At 51.7% G+C, this 16593-nt stretch carries 13 protein-coding genes and 1 pseudogene; 12 read left to right on the top strand and 2 right to left on the bottom strand.

Features of this window, described 5'->3' with window-relative positions; all coding sequences use genetic code 11:
• Window positions 1-266: 266 nt before the first annotated feature.
• The 5 genes and pseudogenes from gmd to KBY73_RS12245 all read left to right on the top strand — a co-directional run bounded on the left by gmd (window position 267) and on the right by KBY73_RS12245 (window position 6303).
• On the top strand, window positions 267-1403 hold the full coding sequence (gmd, locus tag KBY73_RS12225) for a GDP-mannose 4,6-dehydratase (RefSeq protein ID WP_254937369.1): 1137 nt from the start codon (window positions 267-269) through the stop codon (window positions 1401-1403).
• Window positions 1403-2374, top strand: a complete 972-nt coding sequence (locus KBY73_RS12230) for a GDP-L-fucose synthase (RefSeq protein WP_254937370.1) — start codon at window positions 1403-1405, stop codon at window positions 2372-2374. Before gmd ends, KBY73_RS12230 begins: the two co-directional genes overlap by 1 nt.
• Window positions 2375-2436: 62 nt before the next feature.
• A pseudogene (locus KBY73_RS12235) lies at window positions 2437-2576 on the top strand (nucleotide sugar dehydrogenase); the annotation flags it as partial.
• 224 nt (window positions 2577-2800) lie between these two features.
• Window positions 2801-5233: a glycosyltransferase gene (locus tag KBY73_RS12240; protein ID WP_254937371.1), complete on the top strand. Its 2433-nt coding sequence runs from the start codon at window positions 2801-2803 to the stop codon at window positions 5231-5233.
• A complete protein-coding gene (locus KBY73_RS12245) occupies window positions 5230-6303 on the top strand; it encodes a hypothetical protein (protein ID WP_254937372.1) in 1074 nt (357 codons plus the stop codon). The genes KBY73_RS12240 and KBY73_RS12245 overlap by 4 nt, the downstream gene beginning before the upstream one ends.
• A gap of 149 nt (window positions 6304-6452) precedes the next feature.
• On the opposite strand, the gene KBY73_RS12250 is transcribed toward KBY73_RS12245, so the two are convergent.
• The gene (locus KBY73_RS12250; RefSeq protein ID WP_254937373.1) at window positions 6453-7421 is read right to left on the bottom strand and encodes a class I SAM-dependent methyltransferase; all 969 of its coding nucleotides are present in this window, start codon (window positions 7419-7421) and stop codon (window positions 6453-6455) included.
• Between the two features lie 362 nt (window positions 7422-7783).
• Here KBY73_RS12250 and KBY73_RS12255 point away from each other — a divergent pair, with 362 nt between their 5' ends.
• The 7 genes from KBY73_RS12255 to KBY73_RS12280 all read left to right on the top strand — a co-directional run bounded on the left by KBY73_RS12255 (window position 7784) and on the right by KBY73_RS12280 (window position 14790).
• Entirely contained in the window at window positions 7784-8056 is a 273-nt protein-coding gene (locus KBY73_RS12255) for a transposase (RefSeq protein WP_254937374.1), read from the top strand.
• 107 nt (window positions 8057-8163) lie between these two features.
• A complete protein-coding gene (locus KBY73_RS12260; RefSeq protein ID WP_254937375.1) occupies window positions 8164-8595 on the top strand; it encodes an IS3 family transposase in 432 nt (143 codons plus the stop codon).
• A gap of 39 nt (window positions 8596-8634) precedes the next feature.
• Complete coding sequence (locus KBY73_RS15155; protein WP_396097073.1) at window positions 8635-8784, top strand: integrase core domain-containing protein; 150 nt, start codon at window positions 8635-8637, stop codon at window positions 8782-8784.
• A 391-nt stretch (window positions 8785-9175) separates the two neighbouring features.
• Window positions 9176-10405 carry an FkbM family methyltransferase gene (locus tag KBY73_RS12265; RefSeq protein WP_254937376.1) on the top strand — a complete coding sequence of 410 codons (1230 nt, stop codon included), beginning with the start codon at window positions 9176-9178 and terminating at the stop codon, window positions 10403-10405.
• Window positions 10406-10443: 38 nt separating this feature from the next.
• Window positions 10444-12759, top strand: coding sequence for a glycosyltransferase (locus KBY73_RS12270; protein WP_254937516.1), 2316 nt, complete (start codon window positions 10444-10446; stop codon window positions 12757-12759).
• Window positions 12752-13873, top strand: a complete 1122-nt coding sequence (locus KBY73_RS12275) for a hypothetical protein (protein ID WP_254937377.1) — start codon at window positions 12752-12754, stop codon at window positions 13871-13873. Before KBY73_RS12270 ends, KBY73_RS12275 begins: the two co-directional genes overlap by 8 nt.
• Window positions 13870-14790, top strand: a complete 921-nt coding sequence (locus KBY73_RS12280) for a hypothetical protein (protein ID WP_254937378.1) — start codon at window positions 13870-13872, stop codon at window positions 14788-14790. The genes KBY73_RS12275 and KBY73_RS12280 overlap by 4 nt, the downstream gene beginning before the upstream one ends.
• Here the strand turns inward: KBY73_RS12280 and KBY73_RS12285 are convergent.
• Window positions 14760-16409, bottom strand: coding sequence for a glycosyltransferase (locus KBY73_RS12285; protein ID WP_254937379.1), 1650 nt, complete (start codon window positions 16407-16409; stop codon window positions 14760-14762). The two genes, KBY73_RS12280 and KBY73_RS12285, sit on opposite strands and share 31 nt — an antisense overlap.
• Window positions 16410-16593: the final 184 nt, after the last annotated feature.

A 16593-nucleotide genomic window follows, 5' to 3' on the forward strand; every position in this document is an offset into this window, starting at 1 on the left:
GGAGCACAGGCGTGAACAGCATTTTCGAAGCCGGAGCTACCCCGCCGATTTCCTGCTGGAGAACCTGAAGAACCAGATCCATGTGATTGAAACTCACCAGCCAACACCAGGGTGAGCTCCACTGCCTCATGGGCCAAGGCAGCGGGGAGGCGAAGTCCCCGGTGGTTGCCCCACCCCTTGATGGCTTGCCTGGAGAAGGGAGGCAAGGGTTCTGACATTGAGCGCTGCTGCTGGCTGTGGGAAAATAATCGCTATACAGAGGAACGATGAAAACAGCTCTGATTACGGGCATCACTGGGCAAGATGGCTCCTATCTGGCCGAGCTGTTGCTGGAGAAGGGCTACGCGGTGCACGGCATCAAGCGCCGCGCTAGCAGCTTCAATACCGCCCGCATCGATCATCTATACCAAGATCCCCATGAAAGCGATCCACGGCTGAGCCTTCACTACGGCGATCTAACGGACAGTACGAATCTGATCCGGATCATTCAGCAGGTGCAGCCCGATGAGATCTACAACCTCGGCGCCCAGAGCCATGTGGCGGTGAGCTTCGAGGCGCCGGAATACACCGCCAACAGCGACGCCCTAGGCACCCTGCGCATCCTGGAGGCGGTGCGGATGCTGGGACTAAGCAATAAAACCCGCATTTATCAGGCCAGCACGAGTGAGCTCTACGGCCTGGTGCAGGAGATCCCCCAGAAGGAAACAACGCCTTTCTATCCGCGTAGCCCCTACGGGGTGGCCAAGCTCTATGCCTACTGGATCACGGTGAACTACCGAGAGGCCTACGGCATGTATGCCTGCAACGGCATCTTGTTTAACCACGAATCACCGCGGCGGGGTGAAACCTTCGTGACCCGCAAGATCACCCGCGGCCTGGCCCGCATCAACGAGGGCCTTGAGGGTTGCCTCTACATGGGTAATCTCGACTCCCTGCGCGACTGGGGCCATGCCAGGGATTACGTGGAGATGCAGTGGCGGATGCTGCAGCAGCCCGGCACCCCAGAAGATTTTGTAATTGCCACAGGCCGTCAGGAATCGGTGCGGCGCTTCATTGAACTGGCCGCCGCTGAGTTGGGCTGGGGTGCGATCGAATGGCAGGGCAGCGGCATAGAAGAAGTGGGGCGGCGCAGCAGCGGTGAGGTGGTGGTGCGCATCGATCCCCGTTATTTCCGTCCGGCGGAGGTGGAAACTTTGCTGGGTGATCCCAGCAAGGCCCACGAGAAACTGGGCTGGACGCCCACCGCGACCCTTGAGCAACTGGTGGCCGAGATGGTGGCGGCTGACAAGGAGGAAGCGCGCAAGGAGGCGATCCTGCGGCTGAAGGGCTTCAACGTGGTGGGATCTATGGAGAACCCGCCCACCAATCCTTCGGCGGTGGCCGCAGCTGGAGACAAGGGCTGATGGCTGGCCTGATCACCCCTGCCGACCGCATCTTCGTTGCCGGCCACCGGGGCATGGCGGGCAGCGCCATCTGCCGGGCACTGCAACGGACGGGCTATAGCAACTTGCTCACGGCCAGCCGCACCGAAATGGATCTGGAAGACGGCCCCGCCGTGCAGCACTGGTTTGCCGAACACAAGCCCACGGTGGTGGTGCTTGCGGCAGCCAAGGTGGGCGGCATCCAGGCCAACAGCAGCTACCCGGCCGATTTCCTGTTGGAGAACCTTAAGATCCAGACCAACGTGATCGAAACGGCCTGGCGCAGCGGTGTGCGGCGGCTGCTATTTCTGGGCAGCAGCTGCATCTACCCGAAGTTTGCCGAGCAGCCGATCCGCGAGGAGGCCCTGCTCACTGGGCCCCTGGAGCCCACCAACGAGTGGTACGCGATTGCCAAGATCACCGGCATCAAGCTCTGCGAAGCCCTACGCAAGCAGCACGGCTTTGATGCGATCAGCCTGATGCCCACCAATCTGTATGGCCCGGGCGACAATTACCACCCCGAAAACAGCCATGTGCTGCCGGCGCTGATCCGGCGTTTCCACGAGGCGACACAGGCGAACGCCCCGACCGTGACCTGCTGGGGTACGGGCACGCCGCTGCGGGAATTCCTGCATGTGGACGACCTGGGCGAAGCCTGTGTGTTTGCCCTGGAGCATTGGCAGCCGGCCCCGGATCAGCTGCAGTTCCTGAACGTGGGCACGGGTGTGGACTTGAGCATCCGCCAGCTGGCGGAGACAGTGGCGAACGCCACGGGGTTCATGGGTGAGATCACTTGGGACTCGAGCAAGCCTGACGGCACCCCGAAGAAACAGCTGGATGTGAGCCGGATGGCAGCCTTGGGCTGGTGGGCGCGGATTGCTCTGGCGGATGGGCTGGTGGACACAGTGGCAGAGTTCCGAGCCAGCCTTGAGCGGGAGGTAGTGCGGCTGTGATGGTGCCGAGAATCGTCAAACACACCTACTGCATAGGAGCGGGCTATGTGGGCGGTCCGACGATGGCGGTGATCGCCGATCGCTGCCCGGATGTGCAGGTGACTGTGGTGGACCTAATGGCGAGAGGATTGCCGCGTGGAACGACCCTGATCTCGGCCAATTGCTGGTGTACGAGCCGGGTCTGACTGCGGTGGTGGACAGATTGTCAATGCGAAAAGCACCAGTATTGATAGGATACCCAAATACACTCAACACAAACCAACTCAAGGCTCTTGGCTGGGAGGCCGGTATTCCATTGAGCGAGAAACCTAGCAGAGCAGTAGCACTATTTCGAGAGCACCGTCACAATAAAACACGAGAATTCAATGATTAGCAATCAAAGCGAGCCAGGACAGGCCTTTGAAAAAATACAAACAAGAGACTTGTATGCCCACCATCGATCAGACCAAAACAAATGCATCAAACGTGTTGCAAGATCAAATTTCACCACATTACATGAAAACGATTTCAGCTAGCCTTTCAGCCTTTGTTGAAAGGCTAAAGATCGGAGACAAGGAAAGCGCGGCTAGCCTTCTCAGCGAACTTCAGGCTCCTTGCCAAGCTAGCCAAAAAACAGCGAAGGTAGTATCTAAAGCCTGTGATGTCTATGGATCCTACAAAAATCCTCGGTGGTCATCGCTTCGTAGAAAGCTAATATCCAATAAGACAATCAAAGTGACATTAATTAATGATGTCGGATTCAATGCTGGTGCAGGCATCGGAATGATGAGGCAAGCGGAATGCTTATTACAGTCCGGTCACGAAGTCACCGTCATTGCCGCGTCAAAGGAACAAGACCTGATTCGTGATTCTTCACAACATCTTAATAGTGGAATCTCATTTATATCATGCGCGCATATTGTCAATAACATATCAAGCCCAAGATGGGAAAAGACTCTTGGATTGATTCGGCTAATTAAAAGTACGCATCCAGATCTCGTGATAACTGGCAACTTTCACGCCCACTCTATGCCTATTGAAGCGATTGGAGCAATTCATCGGTCGGGAGTTCCCTCCGTTGTCTATTCCCATGATTGCGACTGGGTAACTGGTGGCTGTGCTCATTATCTTTGGTACAACTGCGATTCTTACACTACAGGCTGCAATGAAAAAGTCTGCAAAAAGATTGAACCTTCGTATCCGCCGCTAAAAAAAGGTGATGTATTAACAAACTGGGCAACAAGATCCGACTTGTTCTCTCTCGACAATCTGCCCATTGCAACAAATAGTCATTGGAACAAAGCTGTACACACACTGCGATTTGGCGAGTCTCCACAAATACAATTTATTCCCTTGGGCTTAGACGAATCTACATTTAAACCAGTAGACAAACAAAAAGCACGGCAAAAACTAGGCTTGACAACCAATGACAATACTACTATTATTCTTACTGGATCATGCAATTTTAATTCACGCGGCAAAGGAGGCCAAGACCTGCTTAAGGTTTTCGATGAATTATCAAATAGAGAAGACATCCTATTCGTGTATATGGGTAGCAGCGAAAAAGCCTCTCTGCCCAACAATGTTCGCGCTCTTGGCTACCTTAGCTCTCCAACAGATATAGCTACTGCTTATAACTCTGCGGATATATTTCTAAACCCTGTTTTAGTTGAAGCTTTTGGGCAAACAATGCTTGAAGCATCTGCATGTGGTGTCCCTATAGTTTCCTATTCCACAACGGGAACTACCAATATATCCATACACAACTTCAATGCTCTTCACGCAAAAACAAGTGATACCAAAGACTTGATAAACAAAATAGACACCTTAATAAAAGATCCCATGCTACGATCACGTCTAGGAAGCAATGGGCGTCTATTGACTGAAAAGTTCTTTACTCTGCGCAAACAATATGCAAACTGGAGGCGATTTATTATTGATATTTCATATATCAACCAGAACACTAATTGCTCTGATGATTGTCGCCGTCTCAGCCGAATTGGCGCTTACGCATCATCGCGTCAAAACAACTCCAACGCAGAGCCTCCGAAGAAGCCAGTTTTCACTATATTAACCCCCACCTACAACGTGGGCAATGAGTTCTATCGAACTGCCAACAGCATCCTCGAGCAAAGCCATGTTGGCATTGAGTGGATAGTTTTTGATGGACTTAGCAAAAGCCACACATCAGAAAATATCCTTAGAGAATGTAAAAATTTGATTTCTAAACTGATAAGAGAGAAAGACAATGGTATCTATGACGCTCTTAATAAGTGTGCGCCCCATATCAGTGGCGAGTACGTATTGGTAATGGGCTCTGGCGACTACCTTATTGACTCTACCGTTCTTGAGCGCGTTTCGCTAGATTTACTAAGAAACAAGCCGGATATGCTTGTTGGTAATGTTATCGAAGAGACTCAGGATGGCCGCTTTGTTACGACTAAAGCACATAATCCCCGCGAAAAGATTCGAACATTAAAAAACTCCGACTATTCAAATTACTGGTTAAAAGGATATCCTCCACATCAAAGTACATTTGTCAAGGCCAGGATATTCCAAGACTTCCCCTTCGACACTAGCTTTTCAATAGCTGCTGATCTTGATCAGATCCTTAGAATATCAGCTTCTAGCAATCTCACAGTAGAAGCTACAGAGATGATTATTTCTGTATACCCGAATGGTGGCTTTTCGGCGTCTAATACATCTAAATGGATCGACGAGGTTCATTCTATCTGTAGCCGCTATGCTAGCGACCAGGAGTCCTTAAGTACCCACTTCGCTCCAGTGCGCGCAAGACAGCAGGCTACTGATCATAAGAGAAAGGTTGAAAATACTCGGCTTTTAGCTATTGCAGGAGATCTTCTTCCTGTCTACTCATGATCTCAATGAGAAGAAAAATCTGCTATCTTCATATAGGATTTCCCAAGACTGGAAGCTCCTCTCTACAGCTATTCCTTGCATCAAAGGCGCCTATCCTCTGGGATAATCATCTTTTTTATCCAGATTTAATTGGGTTTGATCGCCACATTCAAAATGGTGTGGGTCAAGGCAACGCCTATCCTGTGGCTTACAGCCTATTGTACGATAAGTCAATTACAACTTGGAATGGTGAGATGCATACTCTCTCATCACTTGAGAGATGTCTAAGGGAGTGCAGGGAATCAGACAATGTCTTGTTTTCAACAGAGTGGTTCACTGCATTATCTGAACAGAGCCTTGGCAAAATCAAGACGACTATTCTGAGCTTTGGGTATGAACCAAGAATAGTTTCTTATTTAAGATCTCCTCATCATTGGATTGAATCTGAGATAGCCCAATCAATTAAAATCGGAAAGGTACATGCAATTCCAAGATCTTTTTATGTATCACAGGCCGACCTATATGAGCCTCTATCCGCCTTCGAAAGGGTCTTTGGAAGCAACTCCATAGTTGTAAGACCCTTTAGCCCGGCTTTTTGGTTTCGGTCAAATCTTGTCTGCGATTTTCTTCAAGTGGTTGGCCAACAAGATATGGCCACTCACATAGGAGAGAACGAGATTTCAGTGCAAACAAATAAACATATTGGAGTCAAAACTACCAATCTCCAGCGTTCTCTGCTTAGAATTGGGCTTCGTCTTACAGAGAAAGACCTTTACTTTTTAGACTCTATTGCGGCACAGGAAGGCTTCTTAGCGCCTCGCTTAATGTATAGCTGGCTTAGCAGAGATTTTCGCAGTAAGGTGGTTTCTCTGTATTTACCACAATTTTTGGAATGTTTTAGAAAGCATTTTTCGCAAGTTGAAATAGACGTAGTCAAGGCCGACTGCGCAGATTACATAAATAACAGCATCTGCTGCGAGGATATTTGCTATTCTTCCATGGAATTAGATCGAATGATTGACGTAATTTCGAATTGCAGGTGCCATGACGGATTAGTTCGACTTTTGAAAAAAACACAATTGATGCTTTAAAGAACCTCCTTTCGGCTGCATTTAATTTATGCCACTGAGCTTGAGCTGTTATTGGCCTTATTGCATGGCATGAAGTATTCTTCCGCTATGTGTTTGCGTAACCCCCTCTCTCTCTCTCTCTCTCTGGGGTTGGCCAGTTTCGTTGTGATTTAACCTTTCTTGTGGGCTATATAGGTGTAATCAAAAAACGGGCCAGCTACGTTTGCATGTGTAAAGCATAAGATCTCAATCTCTTCCTTGTAAAAACTGCAAAACTTGTCGCAAAAACTATTGGAGAAACCGTTGCCTGCGCCCAGTCTTGTTCTGAGATTGCGAACAAAATCACTTTCATTAGATTCTCTTCTGGAAGGATCGTATTTGCGCTCTCGGCCATTAGGGAGCGCCTGTACGTAAAATCCGTTGTTGCTCAACAGCTCGATGATTTCATCAGGCCTGAAAATGTGCTTGTCTTCCATCATATACTTGTTTTTGTAGTCGTCTTGTGTTCTAAACTTTAAGGCATTTACAAACCTACGGGATGAAAGCAGGTCCTTGTCGCTCAAGTTGTCTTTATTGGCTCTGCAGAATGCACTGATTAAGGGAGCAAAAGTCATTGAAAAGTCGATGCATGGCTCCGTCATTATTAGTGCAAGTCCAGGAGGTGTTGAGCTGCCAATCTTGTGAATAACATCTTTATAGTTTAAAAAGTGGTGCAAAACTGCGCCAAGAATAATTAAATCGGTATCGATTTTCACCGCCTTCTCTAAATCTTCCCCGTCTAGTATTCCGTAGCTTATTGATGCGCGTGTATATTCGTCTTGATGGGTTGAGTGTGAAAATTTCTGAATTTTTGAGTCGACTAAGTGGAGAAATGCTTCTGATATATCTGTGACAGTTAGGCTCTCAATTAGGTTGGAAAAGTATAAGGGTAGCGTGAACCTGCCAGTGCCGGCTCCTAGCTCAAGCGCATTATTGAACCTAGTCTTACCTGTGGCGTCCAAAGCTTTGGCGAGTAGATTTTTTGTTGCTGCAATTTGTGTGTTAAGGAGGCCAGTATTGAGCTCTCTTCCATACATTGAGTCGTAGGTATCTTCGCTTGTGGCATAGCTTCTGCCTTCGCTGTAATGGGTAATTTCCATGCCTTAGGTTTTTGCGGATTGCTTGAGGCTTTATTGTAGTGTAAATATTTCGTTGTGGATTTCCATGATCTCGTGCCAGCGGTTTTGCACGGGAGCCGCTCCCTATCACTTATATCTTACTCCTCCACGCTTGCAGTTGCAAGCTATTGATCAGATTTCATAGAGCTGAATATGCCGTGGCATCCGCTTGACCCCACTGAGGCGGCTGTTGCTGCTAGCGATCATCAACGGACAATGCCGGCTGGTGTGGATGGCGGATTCTAATGAGAGTTGCCGCTATTTGCGTGTGACGTGGACCCCAAAAGCTGAACCAGCCCTTATGAGAGCTTCCTTACCGGCCAGAATTGGCCAGGTGAAGCCCCATGAAAGTCAAACGCCACAGCCCCGAGCAGATCATTCGCAAGTTGCGGATCGCTGATCAGCTCTTGAACCAGGGCCAGGCCGTTGCTGACGTCTGCCGAGCCCTGCAGGTTTCTCCGGCGACTTACCACCGCTGGCAGCAGCTATACGGCGGGATGAAAGCCACAGAGGCCAAACGCCTCAAGGAGCTTGAGCTGGAGAACACACGGCTAAAGCGATTATTGGCAGACGCAGAACTCGATAAGGCCATGCTCAAGGAGCTTGTTGCGCTGTGAGGCGCACCTTGCGGTGCAACGGGAAACTTCTGAGCCCGGAGCGTCGTCGCAGGGCTGTGGTGGTTCTGCAGGATCGATTCCGGGTTTCCCAGCGGCGTGCCTGCCAGTTGACAGGTCAACACCGCAATACCCAGCGGCGCCCTGTGCCACTGGCAGACATCAAGAAGCAGAAGCTGCGCAGTCGGATCCGTGAGCTGGCGCGGCGCCATGTGCGCTGGGGCCGGCGGCTTGTTTACCGGCGGCTGAGGCTTGATGGCTGGAGCATCAATCACAAGCGAGTGCGGCGGATCTGGCGTGAGGCAGGGCTCCAAAGACCCCTGCCTCGCAGGCGCAAACGCTCTCGGCCTAACGGTGGCGGCAGGGAGCTCTTGCGCTCTGAATACCCTCACCACGTCTGGGCGATCGACTTCCAGTTCGATCAGACGATGGATGGCCGCGCCCTCAAGTTCCTGAACGTGATCGATGAATTCAGCCGCGTCTGCCTGGCGATTCGGGTGGGCCGCAGATGCAAGGCTGTTGATGTGATCAACACGATCTAGGAGCTACTCAAGCTGTATCCACCGCCCACTCACCTGCGGATGGACAATGGCCCTGAGTTCATAGCCCACGCATTGCAGGAGTGGTGCACAGGCAGTGGTACGGGAACGGCGTACATCCCGCCAGGCTCACCCTGGGAGAATCCATTTGTGGAGTCGTTTAACAGCAGGATCAGGGATGAATTCTTGTAGACGAAGTCGGCCGGATGCCACATATTGAGCTCTTCTCATCTTTACCAGAGGCAAAATTATTGGCAGAACAGCACCGAATCGAGTATGATATTTACAGACCGTATTCGGCTCTCCAGGGGCGCATGCCCCTGGAAGTTCTCCAGCAATGGAAAGCGGCCTGACTAACCCATCAGCTCTCATAAGAACTGGAGCAGCAAAGGGGGTCACGTCAAGATGAAGAGCTTTTAAGCAGACTCCACGCGCTAAAGAGCGGCCGGTTGGCTACCGAGATCCCTCAAGCGACACTCATCGAGTCGCATTCGTCCAAAACCTCGCTCGCTCGCCCCGGGGGGGGGGGAAGTAAAATAAAGGAAATTGCAGGAAGAAAGCTTTGGTGGCTGCGCTTGACCTCATGACCCCGAAGCCATGCCCATTTCCGCTTATTCGTATTGGCGGCGATTCGGATGGAGCTTATCTGATTCCAGATGACTTGGCGGATATAGAGGCGTGTTTTTCTCCTGGCGTTGATTCGTTTAAACGTTTTGAAGATCAGTTGCTTTGGGAATATGGGATTCAATCATACCTTTGTGATTTTTCTGCCAATCCAAATGATCTTGACACAGCACTCGTAGAGGTCATGCAGACTTTTGAGAAAAAATGGCTTGACGTTGATGACTCCGCTAATTCGATTACCCTTGATAACTGGGTGGCCAAGTATGTACCTGATTGCGGAAGAGACCTTATTCTCCAGATGGATATTGAAGGAGCGGAATACCGTAATATATTGCAATCGCCGTCCAATCTTCTTGCCCGGTTCCGAATAATAGTCGTGGAAGTTCACGGCCTTGCGCCATTAGAAGATGGCGGCATCGGGCCTGCTTGTCTCGATTCCTGTTTGCAAAAATTGGCCCAGACGCATGTTTGCGTTCATGCTCATCCAAATAACTGCTGTGGCGATTCTATCCATCAGCCCTCTGGTCGTAATATTCCAAGAGTGTTAGAACTTACCTTCCTTCGCAAGGATAGATTTGGGGGCTGCGATGAAAAATGCCTCGTTCCCGTCATGCTTCCACACCCGGAGGACATTGTTTTCAATGTCCAGTCGCTCCCTCCTCTTCATCTAAATGTCAATTGGTTGTTCGATTGTAAATATCCCAAAGAGTCCTTTGCCAAGATTCGTTCTGACTACGCTATTTATAATTCTGTTCGTTCGCTCGATCGGACTGCGGATAGAGCCAAGGCGATAGATATTGAGCTTGAGAGCTTGAGAGAAGAGAAGGAAGGATTGCAGAAGGAGTTGGGTGAGGTGAGAGGAGAGAAAGAAGGATTGCAGAGGGAGTTCGGTGAGGTGAGAGGAGAGAAAGATGGATTGCAGAGAGAGTTGATTGATGCCCGAGAGGAATCTGAGCTGTTGTTGCTCCAACTCCATCAGGTACAGGAAGAACTTGAATACTATTTCCTAGAGAATCAGCGCAAGGAAGAAAAGCTGCACGGGTTGCGCGGTCAGCGGGAAGTACTGCTGCGCATGCTGCGTCTGCATGGGCGTTTTCAGCAGCGCTTCTTGGCCCTGGATGGACGCATCGCTTTGCCTTCCCTGCGCCGGCAGCTGATGCCTTGGTGGCAGCGTCTCCAGCGCTCTTGACATCCCGCCCACCGTCGGCTGTTGGTCCAGCCATCTCCGTGTTGATGCCCTGCTTCAACCCGGGGCCCTTTCTTCAGGAGGCCGTCGCCTCAGTGCTGGCCCAGCCTGAATGTCTTGAGCTCCTTGTGGCCGACGGCGGGTCCACCGACGGCTCCCTGGAGTTCCTCCATGAATTGGTATCGATTGGTGTTCGGATTCGTGTTATTCATGGTCCGGACCAGGGCCCTGCCGATGCCCTCAACAAGGCTCTCGCTCAGGCAACTGGAACCTTGATCGCCTGGCTGAATGCCGATGACCTTTTTCCCCCCGGTGCTTTGGGCCGTGCCGCTGAGGCCTTATTGGCTAATCCCAACTGGCTGATGGTTTATGGGGAAGGGGAGGAGTTCAATGCCTCCACCGGCCTGCGTCAGCGCTATCCCACCTTGCAACCCGAGGTGGGCCTCAATGGGTTCCGCTCCCACTGCTTCATTTGTCAGCCCTCCGTGGTCTTTCGTCGCACCATGGTGAAGCAACTGGGGCGATTTGATCTCCAGTGGCGTACTGCCTTCGACTTCGACTACTGGCTGCGGGCTTTTGCCGCCTTTCCCGAACGTATCGGCTACATCCCCTACCTACAGGGGTTGACACGCCTCCATGCCAACACCATCACCAGTCGCCAGCGATTCCAGGTGGCACTCGAGGCTACGGCTCTATTGGCCAGGCATTTTGGCCCCGGCTCTGCCATGCGCCTGCGGTATTACGCCCATGAGCTCCAACTGGGTATCGCCCAACTTCCGGCCAACTCCGATCTGGCTATCCACCTGGCCGACCTGTTTCGTCAAGCCAGCCCCTACCTAAACAGTGAAGCCCGCACTCAGTTGTGTGAAGAATGGCTGCTCGATCCTGCGGCATCACCAGCCCTGGTGGCTGCGGAGCAGATGGCAGCCCAGGGCAATTGGCACCGTTCTTTTCCGGTGCTGTTGCTCCAGGCTTTGAATCCGCAGCTGCAACTCCAGGCTCCAGGTCCATTGGCAGGCCCTCATCTGCGTTTGCAGAAAGCTGTGCAACAGCAGGCAGTTATTTTCCCCTTGCTGCAATCTCTTGAGGCTGACGCTCAGGCCCCCAAAACGGCTGGCCCCATCCCCCCCTTCGCAGAGCGTCCTTTCGGTGTGAATCTGATCGGCCATGCCTTCGATGTGTTTGGCATCGGTGAAGATGTCCGTATGGCGGCCCGTGCTCTCGAGGCTGCCGATGTGCCTTTCTGCGTGATAGATCACCCTGCCGCCAATGGATCTGCGCGTTCCGACCCCAGCCTTGCTGCCCACCTTCATTCCAACCCTGAGGGCGGCCCCTACGCCTTCAACCTGGTCTGCATGACAGCGCCAGTTCAAGCACGCTGGCTTTTGCAGGTTGGCCTTGATGGCTTGCGGGAGCGCTACACCATTGCTGCCTGGCCCTGGGAAACTCAGCAGTGGCCCGATCCTTGGCGACCGGTGCTGCACGTGGCTGATGAGCTCTGGCCATCTAGCCGATTCAGCAGCAAAGCACTGGAATCGTATGCCGGCCCCGAGCGACCACTGCGGCTGATGCCGATGGCCGCAGAGATCAGCCAGCCGGAGCGATTCACGGCGGCGGCCATGCGAGCACATAGGCGAGAGCTGCATGGATTGCCAATCGACGCCGTGATCTTTGGCTATGGCTTCGATCTCAACTCCACCGCCGCGCGCAAAAATCCCATGGGTGCATTGGAGGCCTTTCAGCAGGCCTTCCCTCCCTCAAGTGCTGGATCAGTCGCCTTGATGATCAAGACCTTTCCACCGCGGAAGCGCACCAATGCTGCCTTTGAGTGGTTGCGTCGTCGCGTTGCAGACGACCCTCGAATTAGTTTAATTGTAGGCAGCCTTGATCGCGACGAGTTACTGGCCCTCTATGGCTGTTGCGATGTGTTTCTTTCACTCCACCGTTCCGAAGGCTTCGGGAGAGGAATCGCTGAGGCACTTCAGCTCGGTTTGGATGTTATCGCCACAGACTTTGGGGGTAACACCGATTTTTGTATTGGTCCACTTTCCCATCCGGTGCGCTATCAACCAGTGCCGATTCCATCCAATACCTATCCTTGCGCCGATGGGCACCTCTGGGCGGAACCAGACCTTGCTCACGCCATATGCTTGATGCGCCAAGTAGCTCATGAGCGCCAGTCAACCCTCGCCAGTCTGCAACCAGTCAGCACACGGCAGGCCTACCACCAGATGTTCAGTGCCGCTCATGCAGGCTTCCGTTACCGCACCAGGCTTGAAGAACTCTGGGGTCGACGAGATCAGATTGGTTCCAAATTGCGATGGCGTGCCGGCAGCAGCCCAATCCCCTATGCCTAACCCTACCAATCTTGAATACCGTGGGGATCAAGAACAGCCCACGTTGTACCTCCATATTGGTCATCCCAAGACTGGATCCTCGGCTTTTCAGGCATTTCTTGCATCTAATGCTGATCATCTACGAGCTGCAGGCATCTTCTATCCCCATCACGATAGTTTCGCCGCAGCAGCTAGAGGTTATGTAAGTTCTGGCAACCTTCCCCTTGGAGATCTTACAGACAATTGGTTGTTGGCTCGTGTGCTTCCAGTGGTGCAGCAGTGTCCGGAGGACTGCCGAGCCCTTCTCTTTTCCAATGAGAACTTGTTGCATCGTATGGCAGAATTCTATGATGCAGTTGATTTTGTGCTGCCTTATTGCAAGCCTCACGTGCTGTTAGCAGTTCGCAATCCTCTTGATCAACTTGCCTCGGTGTATCAGCAGCTCGTGAAGCGCCATGGTTTTACTGCGGACTACAACAGTTTTCTTTCGCAGCATCGCTACCGCTGCAACGCTTTGCATAAATCTGCCCAGATAGCTGAACGATTGGATCAAATGGGGATTGACTATACTTTGCTTAATTATTCCGTTCTTGGCCGTGGAATTGTTCCCGCTTTGGGTCGGTGTGCTGGATTTCCTGAAGAATTGCTGTCTTCTGTCGCTCCGGAAGCGGAGGATGCATCTCCTGTGAATCGATCCCTTTCCGCGTCGGAACTGCAGCTGGTGTTGCTGACCAACTCGATTCATGGGCGGGATGCGGGTCGGCGCCTTGCGGATGCTCTAGTTAACCGGCTACCCGATGTTCAGCCTGTAAAGCTGGCTATGGACCCTGTTGCCCGGCACTGCGTTGAATTTGAAAACCAGACGGCGCTCAAGGTCCTGAATGCACGCCTTCCGGCTGAAGCACCCCTTACGTTTGCAGGCTATCAAGGTGATCCTGTTGCCTTTCACTGTGGGCTTACCTCGGAGCAATTGGCGCTTTGTCGAGATGTTTTTAACCGGGCTGCTGGACGTGATAGCCCGAGGGTCTATGACATGCAGCGCCAATTGCTTGATCGTCTGATTAAGCTACTGAATAAAATTGCCGCCCAATGTTTGAATATGTCGAAGGCCAGTCGCCGTGCCAATAGTGGATGATGCCTGATCTTTTTCTCCACATTGGCACGGAAAAAACGGGCAGCACAGCCATACAGCGATTCCTTGTTGAGCAACATGAGGCTCTTACTCAGCTCAATGTGCACGTGCCCCAATGTCTGGGGCATGCTGAGCACTGGCTCTTTCCATTATTATTCTATGCTGATGACCAGCACGATGACCTCACTGAGCGTGCAGGCTTTCAGCGGTTTTCCCCAGTGCAGCGCCGCGCGGCACTGGGTGAGCTTCAGGCAGCTCTGGATCACGAGCTGAAGAGCACGACAGCCAAGACTTGGATTATCTCCAGCGAGCACATCCATTCTCGCTTATTGTTTCGAGATGGCGGAATGGAAGCTCTGGTAGCTTTTCTACGTGAGCGCTTTCATCGGGTGCAGGTTATTGTCTACCTGCGCGAACCCTTGGATGCGGCGCTTTCCCTTTGGTCCACGGCGGTTCGAAACGGGGCTCCTCTCTTCGTTCTCCCTTTGCCACAGCCAGGATACTGGCACCATTTATGCGATCACTGCAGCACAGTTAAGCGTTTAGAGCGCTGGTTTCCTGGTGCATTCTTATTGCGTCTATACCTTCCCTCTGAATGGAAGTATTGTGATGTCGTGAGCGACTTCATTGAAGCCCTGGGGCTTCCGCAGTATCTGTTTCAACCGGCTGATGCGCCACGAGTGAATCGATCTCTGTCTTGGCTTGCTCTACATATGCTGGCTCGTTTAAATGCCCGAGTGAAGCCATCTCGTCAACATGTAGCCGCAATTTGTGAGGCCTTTGATCGTTATCCGCCGCCTCGGGCCACCCGCGAACAGAAACTACAATATGATTCGGCTTTTCACGAGTCAAATGATTGGGTATGTCGTAAGTATTTCCCAGAGCGTTCTCAGCTTTTTCCTTCGAATGGTGGGGATTGAATTCTAGCTCTTCCTGCACCGATACCCGCTTGCTCAAGATCAGGGTGATCAGGAGAGAAGCCATTGATGATTACGCTGTCTGCTGAGTAGATTTGTGCGTCGTCGCTTTCAATTCGATATGCCCATCGTCTTACGAATTGATGCCGGCTCCATCTGCTGTGGCTGAATCGACCCGGTGCTCGGCTCTCGCCATGCAACACGTCGATGCCCCCCATGCTTAAGCAGGCAGCCCGCTGAGGTAACCGCAGCAATCTTAAGCAGAGGTCGATGTCTTCTTGACTGTTGATATATCGGCAGTCAAATCCTCTAATGCTGGCAAAGTCTTCGGCGCGAACGGCCATGCAGGCTCCCGTAAGTGCTTGCAAGAAGTGGTCTTTCTGCGTGCATAGCAAGGAGCTTGGCTGACCAGCATATAGAGGGTATCCAAGTGTCTGAGAATAATTAAATACAACCCCTAGAGATTGCACACTTCCATCGAGTTTCAAGAGTCTTGGTTGCGTTGCAGCGATGCGGGGGTTCTCCAGTGGTGCGATTAGCTCGTCAAGCCAGCCGCTCTTTACCTGGCAGTCGTTGTTGAGTACAACAAGCCATGTGCCCGAGCTTACGGAGAAGCCCAGATTGCAACCCAGGGCAAACTGAAGATTCTCTCCAGGCCATATGGCACGGATTCGCTTATCTTCTTTTCTGTGCCTATTGATTACGCTGCAGCTTGCTGCAGATTCATCATTCATCACTGCAATGATCTCCCATTGGAGCTTGTTCACTGCTTTTCGCACACTTCTTATGCAGCTATCAGTTTCTCTGGCATCCCCATATACAGGAATGACAATGCTCACGCATTTTTGACCCCGATCCATCAGTTTGAGCGCTTCCCAGTTGATGGCGGAGTCATTCTTCTCGCAGAAACGTGCTGCCATTAACGGGCTGCTTATTTCAGGTGACAATGCTTCAAGGCTGTTTAGCTGAGCACCATCCACGGCTAGGCGTGGTCCTAGTGCGATCGTTCTCCAGTTCTCCTGCTCCAGCTTTTCGGAACTCCCATCGAACCTCTCACTGCAATTGATCGCTATTCGCTTCCATAGCTCTCCTGTAAGGTCGTCGATGGCAGGAAGACAGCCTAATCGAGTCTTTAACTCGTTGATGGAAATACCCACTTCGTACCTAGCCTCCCCGTCACTTCTATCTTCCACAAGTACGGCCGCTCCCCAGATTAGTTTGTAGAGCATGCCTATAATAACTAGTGGCATCGATACCCCTTGGAGGATTAAGCAGTCTGCCGGGTTGTTGCCAATCTTTTCCAGTCCCCACCTTATCAAGTCATTGTGATTTGATGGTATTGTTAATTCGACTATGCTGATGTTGGCGTATTGATCCTTGAATGCTTCGGTCACCCGATGAGTTGGTTTGCCTGGGAAGTCTTCGGCTGCAATAATGAGCATGGTTTCCTGCTGCGCTTCGCGGATGACCCGTTGCCTCAATCGCAGGTAATCACCCCGCTCCGTGTTCAGTGCGCGTGCAATTGAAAGACTGGCTTCTGGTATATGTGTGAGTATCGATAGATTCCTGATGATGGCTTTTTGGCAGGCGCGCTCTAGTTCGGACACACTTGTGGTTTCCATGGCATGGTTGCGGGTATTGAGCTTGGACCTCTTTAAGGATGTGACCCATCGAGTTCCTTTGATGAACTTTAATAATGCTCCATAATTGGCATGACCAGTTCTTATACCCTTAGGGTGAACCGTATGCAAGTGGTCACGAGCTTTAATTCTGCCGTTTGGAGGGGAGGCGCTGTTAACCGGTAGA

The sequence above is a fragment of the Cyanobium sp. Tous-M-B4 genome (assembly GCF_024345395.1).
Taxonomy (GTDB): domain Bacteria; phylum Cyanobacteriota; class Cyanobacteriia; order PCC-6307; family Cyanobiaceae; genus Cyanobium_A.

Bases quoted from the DNA above. Each gene is read 5' to 3' on its own strand.
- KBY73_RS12265 (WP_254937376.1), top strand. From the start codon at position 9,176: ATGACCCCGAAGCCATGCCCATTTCCGCTTATTCGTATTGGCGGCGAT.
- KBY73_RS12285 (WP_254937379.1), bottom strand. From the start codon at position 16,409: ATGGAAACCACAAGTGTGTCCGAACTAGAGCGCGCCTGCCAAAAAGCC.
- KBY73_RS12245 (WP_254937372.1), top strand. From the start codon at position 5,230: ATGATCTCAATGAGAAGAAAAATCTGCTATCTTCATATAGGATTTCCC.
- KBY73_RS12275 (WP_254937377.1), top strand. From the start codon at position 12,752: ATGCCTAACCCTACCAATCTTGAATACCGTGGGGATCAAGAACAGCCC.
- gmd (WP_254937369.1), top strand. From the start codon at position 267: ATGAAAACAGCTCTGATTACGGGCATCACTGGGCAAGATGGCTCCTAT.
- KBY73_RS12250 (WP_254937373.1), bottom strand. From the start codon at position 7,421: ATGGAAATTACCCATTACAGCGAAGGCAGAAGCTATGCCACAAGCGAA.
- KBY73_RS12230 (WP_254937370.1), top strand. From the start codon at position 1,403: ATGGCTGGCCTGATCACCCCTGCCGACCGCATCTTCGTTGCCGGCCAC.
- KBY73_RS15155 (WP_396097073.1), top strand. From the start codon at position 8,635: ATGGACAATGGCCCTGAGTTCATAGCCCACGCATTGCAGGAGTGGTGC.
- KBY73_RS12280 (WP_254937378.1), top strand. From the start codon at position 13,870: ATGATGCCTGATCTTTTTCTCCACATTGGCACGGAAAAAACGGGCAGC.
- KBY73_RS12240 (WP_254937371.1), top strand. From the start codon at position 2,801: ATGCCCACCATCGATCAGACCAAAACAAATGCATCAAACGTGTTGCAA.
- KBY73_RS12255 (WP_254937374.1), top strand. From the start codon at position 7,784: ATGAAAGTCAAACGCCACAGCCCCGAGCAGATCATTCGCAAGTTGCGG.